The organism is Streptomyces sp. S.PNR 29, from assembly GCF_030386795.1.
Taxonomy (GTDB): Bacteria; Actinomycetota; Actinomycetes; order Streptomycetales; family Streptomycetaceae; genus Streptomyces.
Map to the genome: position 1 here is coordinate 76,621 of NZ_JANUQM010000004.1, position 24,741 is coordinate 101,361.

Annotated in this window: 19 protein-coding genes and 1 pseudogene; 15 read left to right on the forward strand and 5 right to left on the reverse strand. The window is 69.2% G+C overall.

The window, feature by feature from the left end; genetic code table 11:
* Nucleotides 1-116: 116 nt before the first annotated feature.
* Nucleotides 117-380, reverse strand: coding sequence for a helix-turn-helix transcriptional regulator (locus NW895_RS12805; RefSeq protein WP_289935593.1), 264 nt, complete (start codon nucleotides 378-380; stop codon nucleotides 117-119).
* Nucleotides 381-880: 500 nt separating this feature from the next.
* Here NW895_RS12805 and NW895_RS12810 point away from each other — a divergent pair, with 500 nt between their 5' ends.
* The gene (locus NW895_RS12810) at nucleotides 881-1,600 is read left to right on the forward strand and encodes a hypothetical protein (protein ID WP_289935594.1); all 720 of its coding nucleotides are present in this window, start codon (nucleotides 881-883) and stop codon (nucleotides 1,598-1,600) included.
* 177 nt (nucleotides 1,601-1,777) lie between these two features.
* Here the strand turns inward: NW895_RS12810 and NW895_RS12815 are convergent, their stop codons facing one another.
* Complete coding sequence (locus NW895_RS12815) at nucleotides 1,778-2,989, reverse strand: HEPN-associated N-terminal domain-containing protein (RefSeq protein ID WP_289935595.1); 1,212 nt, start codon at nucleotides 2,987-2,989, stop codon at nucleotides 1,778-1,780.
* A 412-nt stretch (nucleotides 2,990-3,401) separates the two neighbouring features.
* Between NW895_RS12815 and dnaE the strand changes: the two genes are divergently transcribed.
* Together dnaE and NW895_RS12825 are read left to right on the forward strand one after the other, a co-directional pair.
* Nucleotides 3,402-6,854 carry a DNA polymerase III subunit alpha gene (dnaE, locus tag NW895_RS12820; protein ID WP_289935596.1) on the forward strand — a complete coding sequence of 1,151 codons (3,453 nt, stop codon included), beginning with the start codon at nucleotides 3,402-3,404 and terminating at the stop codon, nucleotides 6,852-6,854.
* Nucleotides 6,851-7,831, forward strand: coding sequence for an ImpB/MucB/SamB family protein (locus NW895_RS12825; RefSeq protein WP_289935597.1), 981 nt, complete (start codon nucleotides 6,851-6,853; stop codon nucleotides 7,829-7,831). The genes dnaE and NW895_RS12825 overlap by 4 nt, the downstream gene beginning before the upstream one ends.
* 118 nt (nucleotides 7,832-7,949) lie before the next feature.
* On the opposite strand, the pseudogene NW895_RS12830 reads toward NW895_RS12825, so the two are convergent.
* Nucleotides 7,950-8,161: pseudogene (locus NW895_RS12830) on the reverse strand (transposase family protein); the annotation flags it as partial.
* A gap of 265 nt (nucleotides 8,162-8,426) precedes the next feature.
* Nucleotides 8,427-8,738 carry a hypothetical protein gene (locus NW895_RS12835; RefSeq protein WP_289935598.1) on the reverse strand — a complete coding sequence of 104 codons (312 nt, stop codon included), beginning with the start codon at nucleotides 8,736-8,738 and terminating at the stop codon, nucleotides 8,427-8,429.
* Between the two features lie 113 nt (nucleotides 8,739-8,851).
* Between NW895_RS12835 and NW895_RS12840 the strand changes: the two genes are divergently transcribed.
* Entirely contained in the window at nucleotides 8,852-9,970 is a 1,119-nt protein-coding gene (locus NW895_RS12840) for an acetate/propionate family kinase (protein ID WP_289935599.1), read from the forward strand.
* A gap of 255 nt (nucleotides 9,971-10,225) precedes the next feature.
* Here the strand turns inward: NW895_RS12840 and NW895_RS12845 are convergent, their stop codons facing one another.
* Nucleotides 10,226-11,935, reverse strand: a complete 1,710-nt coding sequence (locus NW895_RS12845) for a helix-turn-helix domain-containing protein (RefSeq protein WP_289935600.1) — start codon at nucleotides 11,933-11,935, stop codon at nucleotides 10,226-10,228.
* 307 nt (nucleotides 11,936-12,242) lie between these two features.
* On the opposite strand from NW895_RS12845, the gene NW895_RS12850 reads away from it, so the two are divergent.
* From NW895_RS12850 to NW895_RS12900, 11 genes are all read left to right on the forward strand, one after another.
* Entirely contained in the window at nucleotides 12,243-12,767 is a 525-nt protein-coding gene (locus NW895_RS12850; protein ID WP_289935601.1) for a general stress protein, read from the forward strand.
* 67 nt (nucleotides 12,768-12,834) lie between these two features.
* On the forward strand, nucleotides 12,835-14,751 hold the full coding sequence (gene dnaK, locus NW895_RS12855) for a molecular chaperone DnaK (RefSeq protein ID WP_289935602.1): 1,917 nt from the start codon (nucleotides 12,835-12,837) through the stop codon (nucleotides 14,749-14,751).
* 11 nt (nucleotides 14,752-14,762) lie between these two features.
* Nucleotides 14,763-15,347, forward strand: coding sequence for a nucleotide exchange factor GrpE (locus NW895_RS12860; RefSeq protein ID WP_289935603.1), 585 nt, complete (start codon nucleotides 14,763-14,765; stop codon nucleotides 15,345-15,347).
* Between the two features lie 6 nt (nucleotides 15,348-15,353).
* Entirely contained in the window at nucleotides 15,354-16,289 is a 936-nt protein-coding gene (locus NW895_RS12865) for a J domain-containing protein (protein ID WP_289935604.1), read from the forward strand.
* Nucleotides 16,289-16,657: a chaperone modulator CbpM gene (locus NW895_RS12870; RefSeq protein ID WP_289935605.1), complete on the forward strand. Its 369-nt coding sequence runs from the start codon at nucleotides 16,289-16,291 to the stop codon at nucleotides 16,655-16,657. The genes NW895_RS12865 and NW895_RS12870 overlap by 1 nt, the downstream gene beginning before the upstream one ends.
* Nucleotides 16,648-19,287: an ATP-dependent chaperone ClpB gene (gene clpB / locus NW895_RS12875; RefSeq protein ID WP_289935606.1), complete on the forward strand. Its 2,640-nt coding sequence runs from the start codon at nucleotides 16,648-16,650 to the stop codon at nucleotides 19,285-19,287. Before NW895_RS12870 ends, clpB begins: the two co-directional genes overlap by 10 nt.
* Complete coding sequence (trxA, locus tag NW895_RS12880) at nucleotides 19,284-19,742, forward strand: thioredoxin (protein WP_289935607.1); 459 nt, start codon at nucleotides 19,284-19,286, stop codon at nucleotides 19,740-19,742. Before clpB ends, trxA begins: the two co-directional genes overlap by 4 nt.
* 6 nt (nucleotides 19,743-19,748) lie before the next feature.
* Entirely contained in the window at nucleotides 19,749-20,009 is a 261-nt protein-coding gene (locus tag NW895_RS12885; RefSeq protein WP_289935608.1) for a UBP-type zinc finger domain-containing protein, read from the forward strand.
* Nucleotides 20,009-21,790, forward strand: coding sequence for an FAD-dependent oxidoreductase (locus tag NW895_RS12890; RefSeq protein WP_289935609.1), 1,782 nt, complete (start codon nucleotides 20,009-20,011; stop codon nucleotides 21,788-21,790). Before NW895_RS12885 ends, NW895_RS12890 begins: the two co-directional genes overlap by 1 nt.
* 47 nt (nucleotides 21,791-21,837) lie before the next feature.
* Nucleotides 21,838-22,335: an Hsp20/alpha crystallin family protein gene (locus NW895_RS12895; RefSeq protein ID WP_289935610.1), complete on the forward strand. Its 498-nt coding sequence runs from the start codon at nucleotides 21,838-21,840 to the stop codon at nucleotides 22,333-22,335.
* A 466-nt stretch (nucleotides 22,336-22,801) separates the two neighbouring features.
* On the forward strand, nucleotides 22,802-24,733 hold the full coding sequence (locus NW895_RS12900; protein WP_289935611.1) for an MFS transporter: 1,932 nt from the start codon (nucleotides 22,802-22,804) through the stop codon (nucleotides 24,731-24,733).
* Nucleotides 24,734-24,741 lie beyond the last annotated feature (8 nt).

The following is a 24,741-nucleotide window of genomic DNA, read 5'->3' on the forward strand; positions in this document are numbered from 1 at the left end:
ACCGCAGGTGTCCTCCGGACTGCCGCATCCGGTGAGACTGGCGTTCGAGAATGCGATCATGTGTTCGTCATCGAGTCGCTGATTTGGGCGGTAGGTTAATGCCGCCCTGCGAGCGGTCAGCCCTCGGCCTTTCCGGGGCGTTCGTGGCCATTGCACAAGGTCGCGAAGAGCTCGTCGAGCGGGGTGCTCAGGGCGTGCGCGAGGGCGTGCCAGGTTTTGAGAGTCCCGATCGTGCGGCCCTGCTCAATTTCGATGAGCGTCCGTCTGGCCAGCCCGCTACGGGCGGCGAGTTCGTCGTAGGTCCATCCGTGGGCCGCCCGCAGGCGCGCGAGCTCGAGGCGGAGTGCCTCGAAGTCCGGATCGGGCGGAAAGATCGTCACCCAACCATCCGACGGTGCAGACCACTGCCCTGTCAGTGCAGACATCTGCCCTATCTCCGCAGGTGATGGCGCAGGTCGGAGGGCAGAGGTCTGCACTACCGTGTGCGGCCGTCGCTCTCGCGAGTGGATGGCGGCGCCGGACGGGACTGGGAGGAGCGCGCCCTATGAGGCTTTGCACAACACGTCCGACAGTGCGGCGTGCCTGGACTGTGGAGCTGCGGCCTGGATCCGGCGGACCACAGCTCGTGTGTCATCAATGTGACTATCGAGGCGCGCGGCTCGTTGCCGCTTCCGCTCGCTCTGCGGCGCTCGAACATCTGGCTGGGCATGCCCGTCGCGACGTTCTGCCGCCGTACATGCGCACCTGCCAGTGCCACGAACGGGGCTGTCGCTGGCACCCCCGTCATCGCGGCTGTGCCGGCCCCATCCTTCTGCTTCTCGCCCGCGAGCGAGGTGGACGGCTGTGGCGGCTTGCTGATGCCTGCACGGCCTGTGCATCGGTGACGGCGCAGGCCGCCGTGGTCCCGGAAACCTTCCTGCGTGCGGTTGTCACGCCCACGGACGGCACCTCGCGGCGCCGTAAGCGACGGCTCAACGGGCCGGGCGATCAGAATCAGGTGCGCGAGATGCTCAGCTACTTGGCCGCAGCCTTGCCGAGCCGCACTGGAGCTGCTGCCCGCCTGCTCGCCGTGCAGTGCGCCCTGCGCATGGACTCCGAGGGGAAGGCCCGCTTGCCGGTGGGGGTCCTGCGCAGTCTTCGCTTGGGGGGTGATCCCCGCCCATGGAGCGAGCTGGAGCAGGCGCGGTGGCTTCGCAGAACGCCAGCTGTGCGGGGCTCTGCCGACAGGGCGGTGGTCGCCCAGATCCTCGATGGCGCGCTGTTTGCCCAGCGTCCCGCGCGCCCCGACCGCAGGAGGGCTGCTGACTGGGCACTTCGTATGGCGAGAGGCGGCTGTATGGGTCCCGATGCGTCTCTGCGGCTGATCGCCCTCTGTCTCGCGGCGCATACGGACTTCTCGACCGGTCAGGGGTGGGTCGAGACGGACCGGATTACGCGTGAGTGTGGGCTTGTTCCCGATGTCTTGTTGTCTCTGCTCGACCGGTTGGCGGCATCCCTCGCCTCCTGGGGCGTGGCTCTCGACTCTGGAGACCTGCGCTGGGAGCTGCTGTCAAAGGCCTGCAATGCGAGCGTGCCGCCGACCAACCTGACGCCGACGTGACCCGGAGGGCGGGCATGGTCGCCCGCAGCTCGAACGGCCTTTGGAACAAGGTGGTTTGCTCGACCTGACCTCGTCTTGTCTAACACGCTGCCCGTCGGACCTGCCCGGCGGCGCGGGCGCCGCACCGCCGAACAACCTGCAGCGTCCTCACTCCGCATGTACCGAACGCCGTCATAGTCAGCCGTTGACCTCGACCATCCGAACGGATCCGGGAACGAGCCCGAGCCGGGTCTTCGGTTGGGCGTCCCACCCCGTCGTCTGCTCCACGCAACAGCTGCTGTCGAGGTCGAACACCGCGCAGGGCCTCTGGTTCAACGACGACGTGTAGATCAGCCCCTGAACGGGGTTGTCCGGGTTGAAGACCTTGAGGAGGAACTCCGCGACAACCTGCGTCGGCACGTAGTCGATCTGGTCATAGCCGTCTCGAACCGGCTTGGCCATCTGTGCAACGAACTGGTGCAGAAACAGCAGGGTGCGCCGCTGGTGGCCGCGCTCGGGGTCGAACATCGACGGAACGCTGGGAAGTCGGGTGAAGTCGACCACCGTGCAGCTGCGGGAGAGCTCGAAGGTGCCTACTGCCAGTCGTTTCTGCTCGCCGCGCGTCACCTCCTGCTCGGCGGTGTCCTGATCGAATGCGCCGTAGAACATCGGGATTCCGGCCGGGCTCATCCTGTTGGAGGTCCGGGCGAACTCGCGGGGTGCGGTGCCGAGGTCGGCGGCGCCCCAGCCGGCTGCTGCCGACACCTCGCTGTCCTGTACCTCGCGGGCGCGCCACAGCCTGGTGCCTGCGGGGATTTCCCGTAGCAAGTCCAAGTCCAGGATGTGCTGACTGATCTGATCAAGGATGCGTCCCGCGGGGATCTCCCCCCAGCGTTCCTCCTCCTGGTCGGCGTTGTCGCGGCGGAGCCAGAAGACGTACCTGGTCTTGTGCTGGATTTGTTCGCAGAAGCTCTGCCAGCTGGAGGTGAGCTGCTCGTTGTAGCGCAGGAACTGCCAGCCGATCTCGGTCCATGTCTGGAGGCCGATCGCTTCGCGAACGGCCTCCAGGACCGCATCGTTGGCAAAGACGTCGGAGTGCTCATCCACCAACTCCCAGGTGTCCCAGGTCGTGGCGACGTGGTAGCCGCCCTCACCGCTGTCGTAGGGGACTCCCTCGTCGTCGGCGTTGGCGTACTCGGTCTTCAGCCCCTCGATGAACGCTTCGGTTAGAACGTCCAGTTCAGCGGCAGGACTCTCGCCGCAAAAGTTGCATTCCTCGTCGTCCTGGGCGGAATCAGAGATCACCTTCTTGAGCGCCATGTCGCTGAGGCATCCCGCACACACATGTCCGCGCCGGGAGGACCAGGCTCGCTCGAACTCCAGCTCCATCTGCCGCTTTGCCGCACCCATGTCCGGCAGCCTACGCGCGGCAGGGGCCGGATCCGTTCACAGTCCGCTGGCCATCCGAAGCTCGATACAGCGCAAAGGCGTCACGACGGAAGTCGTGATCTAAGCGTTAGGGGGAGCGCATCAAGGGGTCACTACCCGCCACCCCCGTGCCACGCCTCACTGACCAACTGTGATGCAAAGAGTGGCCAAATGGCAACGCTCAGTTACGTGCAGGGGGTTCTTCAATTGCTCTGCCCGGCTGGGGAAGTGGCGGGGTGAGCTGTTTCGGACGCCGCTCACCTTCACCAGAGAATCGATGATGTGTTCGAGTATGGTCGCCGACCGGGGTTGATGGGGCTAGAGTAATCGAACGCGAGTACGATGAATATATCGGGCGTATGGCCGAAAAGGGGTGGAGTGATGGAGGTGCGGCATGGAGGCTTTCGCCCACGTGCACGTCGCGTCCGGTTACTCCGCCCGCTACGGCGCGTCCCATCCCGAGCAGCTCGCCCGTCGGGCGGCCGAGCGGGGCATGTCCGCGCTCGCGCTCACCGACCGGGACACGGTCACCGGCGCCGTCCGGTTCGCACAGGCTTGCGCGAAAGAAAGAGTCCGGCCGATCTTCGGAATCGACCTGGCGGTGGAGGCCCTCGCACCTCCGCCGCCTGTCCGGCGGGCCCGTACTCCGGTGCGAGGCGGCGCGCACGTCGTCGAGCCGCCGCTGCGGTTCGTGCTGCTCGCGCAGAACCGGGCGGGATGGGCACGGCTGTGCCGCATCACGTCGGCCGCCCACGCCGGTGCACTGTCCGGTACGCCACCGGTGGTGCCGTGGGATGCGCTGCGCGAGTACGGCGGCCCCGGCTTGACCGTGCTGCTCGGGCCGCTCTCGGAACCGGCACGGGCGCTGTCGGTGGGCCGGGAGGACGTCGCGGCAAAGCTGCTGGCGCCCTGGAAGGAGATCTTCGGGAGGGAGGTCCGGTTGGAAGCCGTTGCGCAGAAACGTTTCGGTACCGGACCGGGATCCCTGCGCCTGGCCGCCCGCACCCTTGCCTTGGCCGACCGCACCGGCATCACCGCCGTGCTCTCCAATGCCGTCCGCTACGCCGATCCCGACCAGCACCGCTTCGCCGATGTCCTGGACGCCGCGCGCCTGCTACGACCGATCGACCGGCGCTACCTGGACACCGGACAGCGCTGGCTCAAGGACGAGCGGGAAATGGAGATAGTCGCGCGAATGATCACCGAATGCTCCGGAGGAGACATTCGCTGGGCACGCCGTCTGATGGCGGACACCGCCGCCACGGCGGCCGCGTGCGCGCTCGATCCCCGGGCGGACCTCGGGCTCGGCACCCGCCACTTCCCGGAACCGTCCCTCTTCGGCGCCGAGCCCCGAGCGGACGGCGCGGCAAAGTTGCTGCGCAGGCAATGCGAGACCGGCATGGCCAGGCGCGGCCTCGACCGCGACCGAGTGGCGCTCGAGCGGCTGGACGAAGAGCTCAAGGTGATTTCCGCGCTGAACTACGACTCGTACTTCCTCGCCGTCGGCCAGGTCGTGGCTGACATCCGGGCCAAGGGCATCAGGGTCGCGGCCCGCGGCTCCGGCGCCGGCTCGATGGTCTGCCACGCTCTGGACATCGCCACCGCCAACCCGCTCGACCACCGCCTGCTGTTCGAACGCTTTCTGAGCGTGCGCCGGGCCTCGCTGCCCGACATCGACATCGACGTGGAGTCCGCCAGACGGCTCGAGTGCTACGACACGATCTTCGAACGCTTCGGCAAGGAACGGGTCGCCGTCACCGCCATGCCCGAGACCTACCGCGCCCGCCGCGCCCTGCGCGACACCGGCCTCGCCCTGGGTATCGCCCCGGCCGAGGTCGACCGGATCGCCAAGAGCTTCCCGCACCTGCCCGCCTCCGACATCACCGGCGCCCTCGCCGAACTGCCCGAACTGCGCCAACTGGCCGCCGAGGCCCACCGCTACGGACCGTTGTGGGAGCTGGCCGAGGGCCTCGATTCCCTGGTGCACGGCATGGCCATGCATCCCTGCGGCGTGGTCATCAGTGACGCGACCCTCCTGGACCGGCTGCCGGTCCAGCCCACCCCGCAGGGCGACTACCCCATGGCCATGGCCGCGAAGGAGGAGATCGAAGCGCTGGGCAATATCAAACTGGACGTCTTGGGGGTCCGCTTGCAATCTGCAATGGCTCACGCCGTCACCGAGATCGAACGGACCACAGGCAACCGCATCGACCTCGACGACCCGCGGCAGGTGCCGCTCGACGATGCCTTCGCATTCAAGCTCATCCAGGACAGCCAGACCCTGGGCCTGTTCCAGCTCGAATCGCCCGGCCAGCAGGACCTGCTGTCCCGGCTGCAACCGCGCGACGTGCAGGACGTCATCGCCGACATCAGCCTCTTCCGGCCCGGACCGGTCGCCGGCGGCATGCCCGAGCGGTACATCGCCGCCCGGCACGGGGGTGCGCCGTCGTACGCGCATCCGGACCTGGAGCCGGTGCTCGCCGACACCTACGGCGTGACCATCTGGCACGAGCAGATCATCGAGACGCTGTCGGTGATGACTGGTTGCGACTACGCGCTGGCGGAGATCGCCCGGCGGGCGCTCGGTGAGAAAGATCGGCTGCCCGGTATCAGGGAGTGGTTCCATGGCCTGGCACGCGCGCGTGGCTACAGCGAGGCCGTCCGCGACGAGGTCTGGAAGACCGTGGAGGCCTTCGGTGCATACGGCTTCTGCCGCGCTCACGCGGTCGCCTTCGCCGTACCGGCGTTGCAGAGTGCCTGGCTCAAGGCGCACTATCCGGCGTTCCTGCTGGCCGGCCTGCTTGAACACGATCCCGGGATGTGGCCCAAGCGGGTCCTCGTCTCCGACGCCCGCCGCCGGGGCGTCCCCGTCCTGCCCGTCGACATCAATCACTCCCAGGTGAAGCACACCGTGGAGAAGGCCGATGGAGATCGGTGGGGCGTGCGGCTCGCGATGTCTGAGGTGCGTGGCATCAGCGAGGAGGAGTGTGCCCGAATCGAGGAGGGGCAGCCGTACGGATCGCTGTCGGACTTCTGGCAGCGGGCCTGTCCCAGCAGGCCGGTCGCCGAACGCCTCGCCGAGATCGGCGCCCTGGACTGTCTGCATGACGGCCGCCTCACCCGACGTGATCTCCTGCTCCAGATTGCCGAACTCCACCGTGCCTCCCGCACTCGGTCCGCAGGCAAGGGCCAGCTGCCCATCGACGCGGGCGCCGTCGGCGGGGCGGAACCGAGTGGTCTGCCGGAGATGACCGGACGCGAGGCCCTCAGCGCCGAGCTGAGCACTCTCGGGATCGATGTCTCCAAGCACCTGATGGAGCACCACCACCGGCTGCTGCGCGAGATCGGTGCGACCGACGCTGCCCATCTGGCCGGTCTGCGGGCCGGGCAGCAGGTCCTGGTCGCCGGTGTGCGGGCCTCTACCCAGACCCCGCCGATCGCCAGCGGCCGGCGAATCATCTTCGTCACCCTGGAGGACGGCTCCGGCCTGGTCGACCTGGCCTTCTTCGAGGACTCCCACCCGGCCTGCGCGCACACCGTCTTCCACAGCGGCCTGCTGCTGGTGCGCGGCACGGTCCAGGTGCGCGGCACCCGTCGTACTGTCGTCGGCACCATGGCCTGGGACCTGGACGAGATCGCCGCCGCCCGCCGCGACAACGGGCCCGAGGCCGCGCTCGCCCTCCTCGGCGAGACCCACCCGCACCCGACCCCCGCCCAGCAGCACCGCACCCTGGCCAACGGCACCACAGGTGCCCGCCTGCACCCGTACGCCGATCTCCAGCCTGCCGGCACTCGTTCCGCCGACCTGACGAAGTTCGGCCACCGAAGCCCCGGGAGCGCGGGATGACCACACGCCAGCGGCACATTGCCCACCTTCACCTGCACGCCGCACTGACCGAGTCTCAGTACGACGATGTAATCGAACTATTGTCTGGTGTCACTCCTCACGTCCAGCCTGTCCCGCCCAACGCCGTCCAGCTCGACCTGACTTCGGCGCTCAGATACTTCGACTTGTCTCCCTACAACGTCGTTCAGCTGGCGAAGCTCCGGCTGAAGGCTCTCTACGGCGTCGATAGCAGCGCCGGGCTCGCGAACAACCGCATGCTGGCTGCCCTGGCGGCCGACGCCTCCGCGCCGGGAGAGACCACCTGGGTCCCCGCTGATCACGTGACCGACTGGCTGTACCCACGGCCGGTCACGGCACTGCCCGGGGTCGGCCGTACCACGGCCGAAACACTTCACAGATACGGTCTGCATACCATCGGCCAGATCACCGACATACCCGCGGAGACCCTGCAGCGGCTCCTCGGCGTCGGCCAAGCGCGGCTATTGGCCGAGCGCGCCCGCGGCCACGACCCTCGTCCGGTTGTCCCTGCGGAACCAGCGGTGCACCTGATCGCCGACCTCGTGCTGGAGAGGGACTGCCTTGACCCGGCACAGCATCACCGTGCAGTTCTGGGACTTGCCGACCAGATCGGTCAACGCCTGCGCGGCGAAAGTCAGATCGCGAGCCGGCTCACCCTCACCGTGCGGTACGCCGACTGCAGTTCCACCACGAGTACCAGCACCCTGCCGGAACCCACCAACCACTCGCCGGCCCTCGCCGCAACTGCATTGAACCTGCTGGCCGGTTTCGGCTTGCAGCGAGCGAGAGTGCGCGCCTTCGTGGTCCGTGCAGACCGCCTGCTGTCAGCCGACAGGGCCTACCGCCAGCTCTCTTTGGACCCCGGCGATGCCCGCGCCCGCGCAGCCGAAGCCGCCGCCGACCGTGCCCGTCGGCGCTTCGGACCGGAGGCTGTACGTTCAGCCACTCTGGCGAACTGATCGGTTGTGCCAGGAACCATGGTTCCTGGCGAAGGCGGTGGTGTGAGGCGTGGGCTTCCCGTCCCTGTGGGCGGGGCGGCGTCGCCCGCGTGCCACCTGACGGCTGTGGTTGGCTTTTTCAGCGTTGCCGCTCCAGGGTGAGGATGGCTGCGGTGATTGACGACATATTGGATTGGGGCTGCATCGGGACCTTCGGAAGATCCGCCACGACTTCAGTCGTGCGACGCCGCGTTCGGCGGGTGCCCGTGCCGCGGACAGCGCGCGGTTGACGGTCTGCTGGGTTGGCGTGAGGTTCCGGCCTGGCGGGCGTCCGAGGGGTGCTGTTACCCAGGGAGTTTGCAGCGACGGTTACCCTCGCGGGTGACGATGAGCATGGTCACCCACTCGACCAGCGCGTGGGGCAAGTCGAGTGCGGCAGAATACGGAACCAACGCGGCTCCTGGGCCTGTGGGTTGAGACTTCGAACACCTCCCCCAACGGCGCAGGAGCCTCGTCCGTTGCGCACACCGCGAGCGTCGCCCGATCAGGGCCCGCGCTGAAATGGCTCAATGATTCCCTGATTGCGAGGATGCGCACGTCACGCACGTCGAGCCTGTCAGGTCCTCAGACCTGCGCCGGTCCGGACATGCCCGGGGTCGTACTCCTCGTGGGTGCCCTCCAACCAGAGGTTGGCGTGATTGGCCGGGGCGCTGTGGCCGGGACCGGGCACCAAAAGCCCATCGGCGTCCCGCTCACGGACGGGCGTGTAGAGCGCCGCGTACACCATGGTGATACCCGGGCACGAGCCACAGTGGCCGAGCTGCCGCGGCTCCCGTAGCAGCACGTTGCCGCGCAGGAAGATCACTGATGCGGCTACATAGCCGGCCGCTCGCCGGTACCCGCACCTTCCTGGTGCGCCGAGCCTCATCCGGTGGGCCTCCGTTTCTTACGAGGTCAGGCGGGTACCCGGCTGCCTCGGCACACACGCCGAGCCGTTGCGGGCACAGCCGTGCGACGCGGTCCGGGCGGGGAAGGAGCTCCGTGTCGGCAGGGAACATCGGCCCAGTCCTGGTGGCCGACGCAGGCTCGTCCAGCCTGAGGCTGACCGTATTCGGCGACGACGGGCAGGTCCTGGCCGAACACCACAGCGCCTCCGCACCCGGCGAAGACGTGTCCGGCCCTCTGCAGCAACTGCTGGCCCAAACGCCATCGCCCACTGCCGTGGGTCACCGCATCGTCCACGGCGGACCCGGACTGCGCAGCCACGTCCTGGTCGACGACGACGTCCGGGCCGCCCTCGGGAATGTGGCCGACCTGGCACCGCTGCACGTCCCGCCAGCCCTCACTGTCCTGGATACCGCCCGGAACTTGCTACCCGACGTCCCGCACGCAGCCTGCTTCGACACCGTCTTCCACGCCGGCCTGCCCGCCGCCGCCCGCGAGTACGCGGTGCCCGCCACCTGGCGCGAGGAGTACGGGATACGCCGCTACGGCTTCCACGGGCTGTCCTACGCCTGGGCACTCGGCCGGACGGCCGAGCTGCTCGGTCAGCGCCCCCAGCAGCTCCACCTGGTGATCGCCCACCTCGGCGGCGGCTGCTCCGCCTGCGCCGTGCGCAACGGGACCAGCGTCGACACCACCATGGGCTTCACACCGCTGGAGGGGTTGGTGATGAGCCACCGCAGCGGAAGCGTGGACCCCGGCGCCCTGACCTGGCTGCAGACGCGGCACCGATTGTCCGCCGACGACATAGAGGACGTACTGAATCACCATTCCGGTCTGCTCGGCCTCTCCGGCACCTCCAACGACACCCGAGACCTCGTCCGCAGCCGGGCAACGGGCGACGAGCGCGCCGCTCTCGCCCTGGACGTCTTCACTCATCACTCTCGCCGCGGCATCGCCGCGATGGCCGCGTCCCTCGACCGGCTCGACGCCCTGGTCTTCACCGGGGAGATCGGCGAAGACCAGCCCGAGGTCCGCGAAGAGGTATGCACCCGGCTCACCGCCCTCGGCCTGACCGGCGGCCTGCGCACGCCCGACGACGCGAGCCGTCCGGCAATCGTCAGCGAGCCGGGGGCGGGAATACCGATCGTGGTCGTACCCACCGGAGAGGCCCAGCAGATCGACCACGAGACCCGAACCCTTCTGCGCGGCCCGTGAGGCGCATGTGCGCCTTCCGCCCCGCCTCGTCGCGTTCCTGGGAGAAGTGCGAGAAGGTCGTGACCGGCCGGTACCGCACCGCTACCGCTCCTAGCCGGCCCGGCTCTCAGTGGCGCCGTTCCCATCCCGTCAGCCCACGTGCGCAGGGCGATGCCGGCGGAAGGTCGCGAATGCCTGGGTAGCAGTTCCAAGACATGTGTCGGCGGGCTCCTGCAGCCAGGCTGGACCTGCTGCCCGGCCCCCGGGTCTCCGCAGTCAGCGTCGCCCGCCCAGGATGATCTTCCAGACGCGCGTTGCCACCTGCAGATTGAGCCGGGCGTCCACATCTGTCAGGTCGCGGTCGCTGATCTCACGGATGCGCTGCAGCCGGTAGCGCAGGGTACTGCGGTGGACTGTCAGCGCTGCGGCCGCCTCGTCGTAGTTGCCTCCGCAGTCGAAGTAGCGCGAGAGCGTTTCCACCAACTCCGTGTCGTGCTCTGCGTCGTAGTCGATCAGCTGGCCGAGCCACTCTCGCACGAAGCCTTCGAGCTCCCGGAGATCGTTTCCGGGCCCCAGAATCCGGTACAGCCCGAGGTCGTCGAAGAACGTCGTCCCGCTGGGCTGGCGGGAGTTCTGCCGCACCTCCAGGGCCCGCAATGCCTCCTGATAACAGCGGGGAATGCCGTTCGGGGAGTCGCAGCGGGTGCTCACCCCGATCGCTCTGTCGGGCGTCCCCAGCTCACGGGCCAGCGCCGCGTACACGGCATCGTCGTCGGGCCTCGCTTCGGTCAGCAGAACCATCCGGTCGCCGCGACGGGTGATCAGCGGACGGGTCGCCGTGGTGGCCGTCGCTTGCTCGACGACACGGGTGAAGGAGCTGGTCGCGGCGTTGCCCGGCCAGTGCACCACGACCACGTAGTGAGTACGTCGCAGGTCGTGGCCGACGGCTTCGGCCCGGGCGTAGGCGCTCGTCTTGTCAGTGCCTTCCAACAGGTCGTCGATCAGCTGGCGGCGCAGCCGCAGTTCGACCTCGGTGAGTTCGCGCATATGCAGGAGCTCCTGGGCGAGCGACTGCTGGGCGTGATCCAATGCGAACATGGTGTGGTCGTCGGCCGTCGCCTCGGGGTCCTCGAGGGCGAGTACGCCGAGGAGGTCGCCGCGCGGCCGGGCCAGGGCGATCAGCCGGTCCTTGACCCTGACCGGGCCCGCCTCGCGCGCGACCTGCCGCAGCATCTCTTCCTGGTGGGTCGAGGACTGCACGGGATAGGGGTCGGGCCGGTCTGGACCAGCCCAGGACCTCAGGTTGCCGAACCGGTCCTCGATGAGCGCCGACAGCCCGGTGAGCTCGTACAGCGCTTGGGTGATGGCGTCCTCGCCGTCGCCCCGGACAGCCACACGGGCGAGGGTCTCGTGCACGGTCTTCTGCAGGTGCAGCTCGGATCGCATGGTGTCCAGCTGCCGCACTGTGGTCTCCCGTTCGATGCGGAGTCGGCTCAGTTCGCCGGCGTTGTCCTGCTGCCAGGCGCGCGCGGCCGCCAGTGACAGGGCCGCCGATGTGAGTCTCACGAGGGTCGAGAGGAGGAAGTGCCCCTGCTCATCGGGTCCGGAGTGGGAGGAGACCACGATGTAGCCGAGCAGACCGCCGGCCCCACGCAGGCCGAACGCCCAGGTCCAGGACCCCTCAGGAAGGGATACGGAGCCGTCAGCCTCGCCCAACTCCTTCATCCGTGCGTCGTCGACCGTTGGCGCCCCCGCGTCGTGTCCGGGGACACGGGACAAGCCGTCGCCCGTCGCGAGATATCCGGCCTCGGCGTGGTAGGGGCCAAGGGCGCTGACGTGCCGCATGGCCAACCCCATGATCTGACTCTGCTCCGCGCAGGTGAACAGGGTGTGGGACAGCACCAGCAGCCCGTGCGGGTCCAGCGCCGCGAGCGGACTGGGGTCGTGCCGTTCGGTGCCCGCAGTGTTGCTCGGGTGGCGGGTCATTTCCTGGCTGGAGACGTGAGGGGACAGCCTCCCTGACGGATGGCGGGCCATGGATCACTCCGTTCCCCTCCGGTCATCGGAGGCGATCGAGCGAGTCGTGGGCTCTACGCCCGGGGCGAGCCCTGAGCCCCAGCCTAGGCGCAGAACCGTCCGACTTGTCCGTAATTTGAGCCTTGTTCTCGTGGACCGATCGACTGCAGCAATTTCTGTCCTGCGGGGCGCAGGCGGAGCGTGCTGCTCTCTCGCCACTCTGGGGTTGTCAGGGATCGCCGGGCGCACCGGTGGCCGTGGCAGGAAGGACTGGCTGATGAACGAGCAGGTCCGCAGGACCATCGCCTCGTACACGACCTACCAGGAGGCGGAACGCGCCGTCGATCACCTGTCCGATCAGGGTTTTCCCGTCGAGAGGGTGGCCATCATCGGGCAGGACGTGCGCCTGGTCGAGCAGGTGACCGGCCGCATGGGACATGGCGGGGCCGCGCTGCACGGGGCGGCGAGCGGCGCTCTGCCCGGCGCACTGATCGGGTGGATCTTCGGGCTGCTGAACTGGCTGGACCCGGTCGTGTCGGGACTGCTCCTCGCCTTGTACGGGCTGGTTTTCGGAGCACTCGTCGGTGCTCTGCTCGGTCTGCTGGTGCACGCGGCCCAGCGTGGCCGCCGGGACTTCGCCTCGGTGAGCTTCATGCAGCCCAGCCGGTACGACGTCGTCGCCGACGACGCAGTCGCCGAGGAAGCGGTGCAGCTGCTGGCCGAGCTGCCCACCGACATCGACACCAGCACAAGCGGCGGGGCTTGGAAGAGCCGCCCGCGGAGCGGTCCCGCCGTCACCTGAGCGAGTGCGGAAGACCGGGCGCGACTCTGAGGCGAACGGGGGCCGCCCGTCGCGGAAGGAGTTCCTCATGGCCAAGGCAGTAGGCATCGACCTGGGCACCACGAACTCGGTGATCGCCGTCTGGGAGGGCGGCGAGCCGGCGGTCGTTCCCAATAGCGAGGGCAACCGCACGACGCCGTCCGTGGTGGCCTTCACCGACACCGGCGAGCGCCTGGTGGGCCAGCTGGCCCGGCGGCAGGCGATTCTCAACCCGAAGGGCACCATCTACTCGGCCAAGCGGTTCATCGGCCGGCATTTCGACGAGATCTCCGAAGAGGCCAAGGCCGTCGCGTACGACGTGGTCGAGGGAGACGGCGGGGCGGCGCGCTTCAAGGTGCGCGACAAGCTCTACGCGCCCGAGGAGATCAGCGCGCAGGTGCTCCGCAAGCTCGCCGACGACGCCTCCAAGCAGCTGGGAGAGCGGGTCACGGAGGCGGTCATCACGGTGCCCGCCTACTTCAACGACGCCCAGCGCACCGCCACCAAGGACGCCGGACGGATCGCCGGCCTGGAAGTGCTGCGGATCATCAACGAGCCGACCGCGGCCGCCCTGGCCTACGGCATGGACAAGAAGCAGCACGAGACGGTGCTCGTCTTCGACCTGGGCGGTGGCACCTTCGACGTCAGCATCCTCGACGTCGGCGACGGCGTGGTGGAGGTACGGTCCACGGCGGGCGACAGCCATCTGGGCGGCGACGACTTCGACCGCCGGCTGGTCGACCAGCTCGCCGACGGCTTCCAGAAAGAGAACGGCATCGACCTACGCAAGGACCCACAGGCCCTGCAGCGCCTGTTCGAGGCCGCCGAGAAGGCCAAGACCGAGCTCAGCTCGGTGACCCAGACGCAGGTCAGCCTGCCGTTCATCACGGCCGACGCCTCCGGGCCCAAGCACCTGACCACGACGATCATGCGGTCCACGTTCGAGCAGATCACCGGCGACCTGGTGGAGCGCTGCCTCGGCCCCGTGCGGCAGGCCATGGACGACGCCAAAGTCAGTGACAACGACATCGACGAGGTCATCCTCGTCGGCGGCTCCACCCGCATCCCCGCCGTCCAGGCCCTGGTGCGGAGGCTGACCGGCGGCAAGGAACCCAACATGAGCGTCAACCCCGACGAGGTCGTGGCGATGGGGGCCGCGATCCAGGCCGGGGTCCTCAAGGGCGAGGTCAAGGATGTCCTGCTGCTCGATGTCACCCCGTTGTCGCTTGGCGTGGAGACACGCGGCGGCGTGATGACGAAGATCATCGAGCGGAACACCACCATCCCGGTGCGCCGGACCGAGACCTTCTCCACCGCCGAGGACAACCAGCCCGCCGTCGATGTCGTCGTCCTGCAGGGCGAGCGTGAGAGGGCCGCCGACAACCGGGTCCTGGGTCGCTTCCAGCTCACCGACATCCGCCCCGCCCCGCGCGGCGAGCCGCAGATCGAGGTCACCTTCGACATCGACGCCAACGGCATCCTCAACGTCACCGCGCGGGACAAGGACACCGGCAAAGAGCAGGGCATCACCATCAGCGAGAGCTCCAACCTCGACCGCAGCGAGGTCGAGCGGATGGTCCAGGAGGCCGAGCGCAACCGCGGCGAAGACCAGGCCCTGCGCGAGGCAGTCGACGCCCGCAACGAACTGGACGCCATCGCCTACCAGGTCGAAAAGCGCCTCGGCGAGCTCGGCGACGCCGCGCCCGCACACGAGAAGGCCCGCGCCGAGATGCTGGTGGCCGAGGCCCGCGAGGCGGTCAAGAACGAGGCCGGGGTGGACAAGGTCCGGCCGCTGACGTCCGAACTCCAGCAGGTCTTCGCGGGGCTCGCAGCCCACCAGGCGGGAGCCGCCACCGGCGGTCCGACGGGCACCGGCTCACCAGACGGATCCAGTCCCGGCGGGACCGCGCCGGGCGGCGCCGGGGACGACGACGATGTGATCGACGCCGAGTTCGACAAGGGCTGAGGTGGCCCGCCATGCCCAAGCCACACCGAGGCCGAGAGCCCGACCCGCCACCGGAAGGCGCCGTACAGCCGCCGCGCGGGGACCTTGAGCAGCCTGGACCGCCGGCCGAGGAGGCCGAGCCGGGGCCCGACGCCGCAACCGCCACGGCCGCACCCGACGACGAATACGCGGCCGCGCTGCGAGAGGCCGAGGACCGCTGGCGCCGCGCCCTGGCCGACCTCGACAACCTGCGCAAACGCCACGCCAGGGAGCTGGAGCGGGAGGCCGCGGCCGAACGCGCCCGTACGGCTGCGGCCTTCCTGCCCGTCATCGACAACCTGGAACTCGCCCTCAGCCACGCGGCCGCCGACCCCGGTGCGATTGTCGAAGGTGTCCGGGCCGTGCGTGACCAGGCCGTGAACGTCCTGGAGCGGCTGGGCTACCCGCGCCACGCAGAGAGGGGCGTGTCGTTCGACCCGGCCCGGCACGAGGTGGTCGGCGTGGTCCAGGATTCCGACGCCGATCCGAACACCGTGGTCCAAGTGCTGCGACCGGGTTACGGGGAGGCCGAGCGGCAGCTGCGGCCTGCCGCCGTGACCGTCGCCAAGCGGGAGTGACCGTCCATGGCACGCGACTTCTACGAGGTGCTCGGCGTTCCTCGCACCGCCGACCGGGACGAGATCCAGCGGGCCTACCGCACCCTGGCCCGCAAGTACCACCCCGACGTCAACAAGGACCCCCAGGCGGAGGAGCGGTTCAAGGAGATCAATGAGGCCTTCAGCGTCCTGTCCGATCCGGAGCAGCGAGCCCGGTACGACCGCTTCGGCGAGGACTTCCGGAAGGTCCCGGAGGACTGGGAGGAGCGGGTCGGCGCCGGCGCCGGAGCCGGCAGCGGCTTCCGGTGGACCACCGGCGGCGGTCCCCGGGTGCGGTACTCCACAGCAGGTTTCGGGGGGGAGGGAGTCGACGTCGAGGATCTGTTCGGCTCGCTGTTCGGCGGCGCCGGACGGATGCGCGTGCCCGGTGCCGACCAGGAGGCCGAACTGCCGCTCACCGTCGAGGAGGCCTATCGGGGTGGCCGCCGTACGGTCACCCTCGCCGGGCCGGCCGGGCAGCGGCGCTACCAGGTCGACGTGCCGCCCGGCACCACCGATGGGCAGCGCATCCGGCTGGCCGGGGAGGGCGGGCGCGGGAGCGGCGACGACGCTCCCGCCGGGGACCTGTACCTGAGGGTGCGGATCCAGCCGCACCCCGAGTTCCGCCTCGACGGCCGGGACGTCCACGTGAGGCTTCCGGTCACCCCGTGGGAGGCGGCGTTGGGTGCGACCGTGCCGGTGCCCACGCCGAGCGGTGCCACGGCGAAGGTGACCGTGCCCGCCGGATCCTCCAGCGGGCGGCGACTGCGGCTGCGCGGCGAGGGCATGCCGGGCCCGCGCGGCGCGAACGGAGACCTGTACGCGGAGCTGCGGATCATGGTGCCGCCCCGGCTGAGCGACCGGGAGCGCGAGCTGATGGAGGAACTTGCCGCTGTCTCCTCGTTCGACCCCAGGAGGACCTGATGAGCGACCGACCGGCCGAGGCCCGCCCGTCCCACGAGCGCACGCTGGAGGTGGGCGTGCAGTACGCGATCGTGCCCGTGCCCAAGCTCTCCCTGGAGACCGTGGCCCGCCGCTCAGGCCTCCATCCCGACCTGATCCGTCGGTTCGTCGCCCTCGGACTGGTGGACGCCGACCGTGACGCCTCCGGACGACTGGTGTTCGCCCCCACGGCCCCGGCCTCCCTGGCCCGCGTCCAGCGGTTGCGCACCGGGCTGTGCCTGAACTACGCATCCATCGGTCTGGTGCTCGACCTGCTCGACCGGATCAGCTTGCTCGAAGCCGCGCTGCGGCGTGCAGGCATGAGGAGTGATCTATCGCCATGGACATGAACCGCCTGACGCAGAAGTCCCAGGAAGCCCTGCAGGAGGCCCAGAGCGCCGCCGGCCGCCTGGGCCACACCGAGGTCGACGGCGAGCATCTGCTGCTCGCTCTCCTCGACCAGGAGGAGGGCCTGATCCCGCGGCTGCTGCAGCAGGCGGGCACCGAGCCCGAGGAGTTGCGCACGGCCGTACGCGAGGACCTCTCCCGCCGGCCCAAGGTGACCGGCCCGGGCGCGGCGCCGGGCCAGGTCTTCGTCACCCAGCGCCTGGCCCGGCTGCTGGACGCGGCCGAGCGGGAGGCCAAACGCCTCAAGGACGAGTACGTGTCCGTGGAACACCTCCTGTTGGCGCTGGCCGAGGAGGGCTCGGCGACCGCCGCCGGGCGCCTGTTGAAGGAACACGGCGTGACCCGGGATTCCTTCCTCGGCGCGCTCACCCAGGTCCGCGGCAACCAGCGCGTGACCTCCGCCAACCCCGAGGTGGCCTATGAGGCTCTGGAGAAGTACGGCCGCGACCTGGTCGCCGAGGCCAGGACCGGGCGCCTCGACCCCGTCATTGGCCGGGACGCCGAGATCCGCCGCGTGACCCAGATCCTCAGTCGCAAGAGCAAGAACAACCCTGTCCTGATCGGCGACCCCGGCGTCGGCAAGACCGCCATCGTCGAGGGTCTCGCCCAGCGCATTGTGCGCGGTGACGTGCCCGAAGGTCTGCGCGACAAGACGGTTTTCGCCCTCGACATGGGCTCGCTCGTGGCGGGCGCGAAGTACCGCGGCGAGTTCGAGGAACGCCTCAAGGCCGTGCTGTCTGAGGTGAAGGCCGCCGAGGGACGGATCCTGCTCTTCGTCGACGAGTTGCACACGGTCGTCGGCGCGGGCGCCGCCGAAGGAGCCATGGACGCGGGCAACATGCTCAAGCCCATGCTGGCACGCGGCGAACTGCACATGATCGGCGCGACCACCCTGGACGAGTACCGCAAGCACATCGAGAAGGACGCCGCCCTCGAACGGCGCTTCCAGCAGGTCCTGGTCGACGAACCGAGCGTGGAGGACACCATCTCCATCCTGCGCGGACTGCGCGAACGCTTGGAGGTCTTCCACGGTGTCAAGATCCAGGACACCGCGCTGGTCGCGGCGGCGACGCTCTCCCACCGCTACATCACCGACCGGTTCCTGCCCGACAAGGCCATCGACCTCGTCGACGAGGCCTGCGCCCGTCTGCGCACCGAGATCGACTCGATGCCTGCCGAACTCGACGAAATCACCCGCCGCGTCACCCGTCTGGAGATCGAGGAGGCCGCCCTGTCCAAGGAGACCGACCCCGCCAGCAAGGCCCGCCTGGAGGAACTGCGCAAGGAACTCGCCGACCTGCGCGCCGAGGCCGACGCCAAACACGCCCAGTGGGAGGCCGAACGGCAGGCGATCCGCCGCGTGCAGGAACTGCGCCAGGAACTGGAGCAGGTCCGCCACGAGGCGGAGGAGGCCGAACGCGCCTACGACCTCAACCGCGCCGCCGAACTCCGCTACGGCCACCTCCAGGACCTGGAACGCCGACTGGCGGCCGAGGAGGAGCAACTGGCCGCCAAGCAAGGGCAGAACCGGCTGCTGCGGGAGGTCGTTACCGAGGAGGAGATCGCCGACATCGTCGCCGCATGGACCGGCATCCCCGTCACCCGCCTGAAGGAGGGCGAACGCGAGAAACTGCTGCGCCTCGACGAGATCCTGCGCGAGCGCGTCATCGGCCAGGACGAGGCCGTCAAGCTCGTCGCCGACGCCATCATCCGCGCCCGCTCCGGCATCCGCGACCCTCGCCGCCCCATCGGCTCGTTCATCTTCCTCGGCCCCACCGGCGTCGGGAAGACCGAGCTGGCCAAGACCCTCGCGGCGGCCCTGTTCGACTCCGAGGAGAACATGGTCCGCCTCGACATGAGCGAGTACCAGGAGCGGCACACCGTCAGCCGGCTCATGGGCGCCCCGCCCGGATACGTCGGCTATGAGGAGGGCGGCCAGCTCACCGAGGCCGTACGCCGCAAGCCGTACTCGGTTGTGCTGTTCGACGAGGTCGAGAAGGCGCACACCGATGTCTTCAACACCCTGCTGCAGATCCTCGACGACGGCCGCATCACCGACGCCCAGGGCCGCACCGTCGACTTCCGCAACACCGTGATCATCATGACGTCCAACATCGGCTCCGAGCACCTCCTCGACGGCGCCACCGCCGAGGGTGAGATCAAGCCGGACGCCCGCGCCCTGGTGATGGGTGAGCTGCGCGGGCACTTCCGTCCGGAGTTCCTCAACCGCGTCGACGACATCGTGCTGTTCAAGCCGCTCGGTGAGCGGCAGATCGAGCGGATCGTGGAGCTGCAGTTCGACGAGCTGCGACGCCGCCTCGCCGAGCGTCGCATCACTGTTGAACTCACCGACGCGGCCCGGGAGTTGATTGCCCACCAGGGCTACGACCCGGTGTACGGGGCCCGGCCGCTGCGGCGTTACATCTCCCACGAGGTCGAAACCCTCGTCGGGCGCGCCCTGCTGCGCGGCGACGTACAGGACGGCGCGAAGGTCCGCGTCGACGCCGAGCACGGAGAGCTGGTGGTCACCTACGACCAGCCCGAGGACGTGAAGGGAGCGAGGGCGGCATGAGTACCGTGCAGGCCACCAACGTCACCTGTCCGCACTGCGGGCGCACCAACCGGGTACCCGTGGTGGCCGAGGGCCGCCCCAGGTGCGGCAACTGCAAGCAGCCGCTGCCGTGGATGGCCGACGCGGGCGACGACGACTTCACCGAGGTCGTCGAACAGGCCACCGTGCCCGTCGTCGTCGACCTGTGGGCCACCTGGTGCGGGCCCTGCCGCATGGTGAGCCCCGCGCTGGAGAAGGTCGCCGCCGATCTCGCGGGAAAGATCAAGCTGGTCAAGGTCGACATCGACAAGAACCCACGCCTCGCGCGGCGGTTCGAGGTACAGGCGGTACCGACGCTCTTGGTCCTCGACAAAGGACAGACCATTGCCCGGCAGTCGGGTGCCGCACCTGCCCCTGCTCTGCGGCGGTGGGTAGAGCAGTCGATCGCGGGCCGCGAACCGGCCGGGAAAGGGTGATCGGCCATGACCGTAGGAACAGACCCCCACCTCGCCCTCGTACGCCCCGTCACCCCACGCGCCCCGGGATGCGAGGAATGCCTGGCCACACGTTCCCCCTGGGTCCACCTCAGGCTCTGCCTGACCTGCGGCCACGTCGGCTGCTGCGATTCCTCGCCGAACCGGCACGCCCGCCGTCACGCCGCCGCCGACGGTCACCCGATCGTGGCGTCGCTGGAGCCCGGCGAGGACTGGCGGTGGTGCTTCGTCCACGAGGCGCTCGTGTGATGCCCGGCGACGAGACGCGGCCGGGCACAGCGCCGGTGCCGGACGAGGCGGAGGAGAGCGTCCCCCTCGAGACCCCCGACATCTACGGCGCCTATCCCCGTCTGTCGGACGACCAGATGGCCCGCCTGGCGCAGCACGGCCAGAGGCGCGCGGTTGACGTTGGTGACGTGCTGATCCGGGAGGGGGAGCGGTGCGAGGCGTTCTACGTCGTCCTCAGTGGCTCGGTCGCCATCGTCGAGGGCTACGGCACACCCGGCGAACGCCTGCTGCGTGTTCACGGCCCTGGCCGTTTCATCGGCGAACTCGGCCTCCTGAACGGACAGGTGGCCTTCTACACCGCCGTGGTCAGGGACCCCGGCAAGATCCTCGCCCTGTCCATGGATCAGCTGCGTGACCTGGTGACCCGGGACTCCACCCTCGGTGATGTGGTGCTGCGCGCCTGCCTGGGCCGCCGTGCTCTGCTCGTCGGGCAGGGCGCCGGCTTCCGCATCATCGGCTCGCGCTATTCGCCCGACACCCGGCGGCTGCGCGAGTTCGCCGCCCGCAACCGCCTGCCGCACCGCTGGATCGATCTGGAGACGGACGAGGAAGCCGAGGCGCTGCTGCGCCGCTTCGCGGTCGGTCCGGAGCAGACGCCGCTGGTGATCTGGCGGGACACGACCCTGCTGCGCAACCCGAGCAACGCCGAACTGGCCCGGCTGATCGGTCTGCCGCCCCTGCCAATGGGCAACGGCCGCGGCGATCTCCTCATCGTCGGCTCCGGTCCGGCCGGTCTCGCCGCCGCGGTGAACGCCGCCTCGGAAGGCCTCGGCACGACCGTGGTCGAGGCGATGGCCACCGGCGGCCAGGCCGGGACGTCGTCCCGCATCGACAACTGCTTTGGCTTCCCCTCGGGCATCTCCGGCGCCGAACTCACCGAGCGGGCTGTGCTCCAGGCGGGCAAGTTCGGCGCCCGGATCAGCGTCCCGGCGGAGGCGGCCCGGCTCGAACGGCGGGACGGCCACTACGCCGTCAAGTTCGCCGACGGCAGCGAGATCACCGCCCGTACCGTCGTCCTGGCCACCGGCGCCCACTACCGCCGCCTCCATGTGCCCGGCATCGAGCCGTTGGAGGGCGCGAGCGTCCACTACTCGGCGACCGTCTACGAGGCCCAGCAATGCCGTACCGACCCGGTGGCGGTCGTCGGCGGCGGCAACTCCGCGGGGCAGGCCGTGCTCTTCCTGGCCGGGTACGCGCCGCAGGCGTATCTGCTCGTCCGTGGGCAGAGCCTCGAAGCGCACATGTCCCGCTACCTGATCGATCAGATCGAGCGCCACCCGCGGGTGCGCGTGCTGCTCTACACCGAGGTGACCGAGGCACTCGGCGACAAGACGCTGGAGGCGGTCACTGTGGTCGACCACCGTACGGGCGAGCATCGCCACCTCGCGGTGCGAGCCCTGTTCGTCTTCACCGGCGCCGACCCCCACACCGAATGGCTGTCCGGCGCACTCGCCCTCGACGCACGCGGCTTCGTGCTCACCGGCGCGGAGGCACAGGCCTGCTCCGTTCCCGAACTGTGGCAGAGCCAGGGCCGCGACTGCCTGACATTGGAGACCAGCCTGCCTGGCGTCTTCGCCGCCGGCGACGTCCGCAGCGGCTCGGTGAAGCGCGTGGCCTCCGCAGTCGGCGAAGGCGCAATGAGCATCCACTTCGTGCACCGCTACCTGGGCCACACGGCCGCCCCCGGCGGTACCGACAGCTCCCCGCACACCCGTCCGAAGGAGTCCGCTTGGCTCGCATGACACCCAGCGGGCGACGAAATCACGAGAAGGAGAAGGAGGCGATGGAAATGACCACGCCCGTCCGGCGTCACCGCGGTGGCGCAATGCAGGACAGGCCCGTTGGCTGGGCACGCAACCCGCTGACGGAGTTCGACCAACTCCTCAGCGAGATGAGCGGACTGATCGAATCCACGGTGGCAGGCGCGGCGCCCGCAGTCGCGTGGACACCCCTGGCGGATGTCACGGAGTCCGACGACGCCTTCCACGTCGAGATCGAACTCCCCGGCGTCAAGAGCAAGGACATCAACGTCGAAGCGAACGGCCAGGAGCTGGTGGTCACCGGAGAGATCAAGGAGAAGGAACGCAAAGGCGTCCTGCGCCGGAGCACCCGCCGCACCGGAGCCTTCGAGTACCGGCTGCGGATGCCCGGAGAGGTCGACACCGAAAAGATCAATGCCCAGATGTCGGACGGGGTGCTCAACATCACCGTCCCCAAGGCCGAGGTCGCAAAGCCCCGGCACATCGAGATCAGCGAAACGAGTGAAAGCACCGAGAACAAGGGCTGAGACGCGAGCGCCGCGGTTCCGGACACCCGTCCGGCACCGCGGCCGGGCCGGCGAGGCTCGACAACCGGGGTGACTTATGAACGACGTCCCGTATGACAACCCCTCACGGCGGCGGAGACTCGGCATGCGGCTCCCCACTGGCTTCCTTTCGGCGCCGCAGGCGCCAGGCGCGCAGCAGCCGAAGGGGGAGCAGACCCAACGGTGCTCGCCGGCCCATGTCCGCCTGGTCCTCGCGGTCGAATGCCCGTGCGTAACGCTCGGCGTCCTGGGCCGTGGGATATCGCTTGCTTCCCTCCGCTCCGCACCCACGCGCGCAATGCCAGAGCATCGTGTCGCCCTCATGGAGAAAGCGGAAACGGTGTCCCAGAAGGTGGCAGCGCAGCACAGAAGACCACCCTATGCGGACCAGTCCATACCGGCCTGTTCTACAGGTGACAGTCCGTGGCCCTGAACGAGGAGGCACGGCATGACCACCACCGCCGAGCTCGGTGTCGTCACGACCAAGGTCCCCGCCCGGCTTGACCGGCTTCCGTGGTCCCGATTCCACTGGCGGATCGTCATCGGTCTGGGAACCGTCTGGATTCTGGACGGACTCGAAGTGACGATCGTCGGGGCGGTTGCCGCCCGTATGACCGAGCCGGGCAGCGGCATTAACCTGACCAGCGCCGACATAGGCACTGCCGCCGCCATCTACGTGGCAGGCGCATGCGCGGGCGCTCTGTTGTTCGGGAGGCTCACCGACCGCTACGGGCGCAAGAAGCTGTTCATGCTCACGCTCGGCATCTACATCCTCGCCACCGTCGCGACCGCGTTCGCCCACGACGCCTGGTACCTCTACCTCGCCCGCTTCATCACCGGTATGGGTATCGGCGGAGAGTACGCCGCGATCAACTCGGCCATCGACGAGCTGATTCCTGCACGCAACCGCGGGCAGGTGGACCTGGCCATCAACGGCAGCTACTGGGTCGGTGCGGCGCTCGGCAGCCTGGTCGCCGTGCTGCTTCTCAATGAGAGTCTGCTGGCAGCCGACCTCGGCTGGCGGCTGGCCTTCGGCCTGGGCGGCATCCTGGGCCTGGGCATCATGCTGGTACGCCGCCATGTGCCGGAGAGTCCGCGCTGGCTGTTCATCCACGGGCATGAAGACGAGGCTGAACGCATCGTCGACCGGATCGAGGCCGAGGTGTGCCAAGAGACCGGCCGTGTGCTGCCGGAACCGGGCGAGGCGGTCACCGTACGGCAGCGCGACGTCATCCCGTTCAGGGAGATCGCCGGCGCGGCTCTGCAGCGGTACCCGCGTCGCGCCGTTCTCGGTCTGGCGCTCTTCGTCGGACAGGCGTTCCTGTACAACGCGATCGTCTTCGACCTGGGCACGATCCTGAACGGCTTCTTCGACATCGGCTCCGGCTCGATCCCCTACTTCCTTGCCCTCTTCGCGATCGCCAACTTCCTCGGACCACTCCTTCTCGGCCGACTGTTCGACACCGTCGGCAGAAAGCCGATGATCGCGGGCACCTACTTCGGCTCGGCAGTCGTGGCAGTCGTCCTCGCCGTCCTGCTGGCCAACGGCTCCCTGACGACGTGGGGGTTCTTCCTGCTGGTCTCGCTGACCTTCTTCGTGGCATCCGCGGGAGCGAGTTCGGCCTACCTGACGGTGAGCGAGGTCTTCCCCATGGAGACCCGGGCCCTGTCCATCTCGCTGTTCTTCGCGATCGGCACGGCCGTGGGCGGAATCACCGGCCCGCTGCTGTTCGGCCACTTGATTCACACTGGCGACGCGGACCTGGTGGCCATCGGCTTCCTCGTCGGAGCGGCAGCCATGGCGCTGGGCGGGCTGGCCGAGGTCTTCTTCGGTGTCCGGGCCGAACAACAGTCCCTGGAGAACATCGCCCGGCCGCTCACCGCTGAGGAAGCCGAGGCAGCCTGGCGCAACGAGTCCGCGCCACAGGATGCACGAGACCGCCTCCGCCCCGCGCACGTCCGGCAGGCCGAGCACGAGCGGGAACGGCGGATCGCCGACCGCACCGCCCGCCGCCGGGAGCGGGAGCGCGCCGGAGCCCGCCGCTACCGCCCGGGCACCGGACCGGGCAGCACCCTGTACTCGCCGGGGATGGCCGGCACTGCGGGCACGGCAAGCCGTACGTCCGCCATGGCCGAACAACGCCTCGACGACGAGATCGAACAGATCACCCACGCGCTCCAAGAAACGGGCCCGACCAGCCGCGACCAACTCGAACAGGCCGTGGATGGCCGTTCCTGGGGCCCCGGGCGCTTCGGCCGTGCGCTGCGTGAATCCGTGCGGGAGTCCCGGGCCAAAAGCCTTGCAAATGGCAGCTATGCGCCGACGGACGGACCCGGCTGGCCCGACAGCGCACCGGGCGGCCCCCATGACCAGCGGTGACCGGGGCA

What these genes read in the sequence shown, in the direction of transcription:
- NW895_RS12815 (WP_289935595.1), bottom strand. Translation starts at nt 2,989, where the DNA reads ATGGGTGCGGCAAAGCGGCAGATGGAGCTGGAGTTCGAGCGAGCCTGG.
- dnaE (WP_289935596.1), top strand. Translation starts at nt 3,402, where the DNA reads ATGGAGGCTTTCGCCCACGTGCACGTCGCGTCCGGTTACTCCGCCCGC.
- NW895_RS12825 (WP_289935597.1), top strand. Translation starts at nt 6,851, where the DNA reads ATGACCACACGCCAGCGGCACATTGCCCACCTTCACCTGCACGCCGCA.
- NW895_RS12835 (WP_289935598.1), bottom strand. Translation starts at nt 8,738, where the DNA reads ATGAGGCTCGGCGCACCAGGAAGGTGCGGGTACCGGCGAGCGGCCGGC.
- NW895_RS12845 (WP_289935600.1), bottom strand. Translation starts at nt 11,935, where the DNA reads ATGACCCGCCACCCGAGCAACACTGCGGGCACCGAACGGCACGACCCC.
- NW895_RS12850 (WP_289935601.1), top strand. Translation starts at nt 12,243, where the DNA reads ATGAACGAGCAGGTCCGCAGGACCATCGCCTCGTACACGACCTACCAG.
- dnaK (WP_289935602.1), top strand. Translation starts at nt 12,835, where the DNA reads ATGGCCAAGGCAGTAGGCATCGACCTGGGCACCACGAACTCGGTGATC.
- NW895_RS12860 (WP_289935603.1), top strand. Translation starts at nt 14,763, where the DNA reads ATGCCCAAGCCACACCGAGGCCGAGAGCCCGACCCGCCACCGGAAGGC.
- NW895_RS12865 (WP_289935604.1), top strand. Translation starts at nt 15,354, where the DNA reads ATGGCACGCGACTTCTACGAGGTGCTCGGCGTTCCTCGCACCGCCGAC.
- NW895_RS12870 (WP_289935605.1), top strand. Translation starts at nt 16,289, where the DNA reads ATGAGCGACCGACCGGCCGAGGCCCGCCCGTCCCACGAGCGCACGCTG.
- clpB (WP_289935606.1), top strand. Translation starts at nt 16,648, where the DNA reads ATGGACATGAACCGCCTGACGCAGAAGTCCCAGGAAGCCCTGCAGGAG.
- trxA (WP_289935607.1), top strand. Translation starts at nt 19,284, where the DNA reads ATGAGTACCGTGCAGGCCACCAACGTCACCTGTCCGCACTGCGGGCGC.
- NW895_RS12885 (WP_289935608.1), top strand. Translation starts at nt 19,749, where the DNA reads ATGACCGTAGGAACAGACCCCCACCTCGCCCTCGTACGCCCCGTCACC.
- NW895_RS12890 (WP_289935609.1), top strand. Translation starts at nt 20,009, where the DNA reads ATGCCCGGCGACGAGACGCGGCCGGGCACAGCGCCGGTGCCGGACGAG.
- NW895_RS12895 (WP_289935610.1), top strand. Translation starts at nt 21,838, where the DNA reads ATGACCACGCCCGTCCGGCGTCACCGCGGTGGCGCAATGCAGGACAGG.
- NW895_RS12900 (WP_289935611.1), top strand. Translation starts at nt 22,802, where the DNA reads ATGACCACCACCGCCGAGCTCGGTGTCGTCACGACCAAGGTCCCCGCC.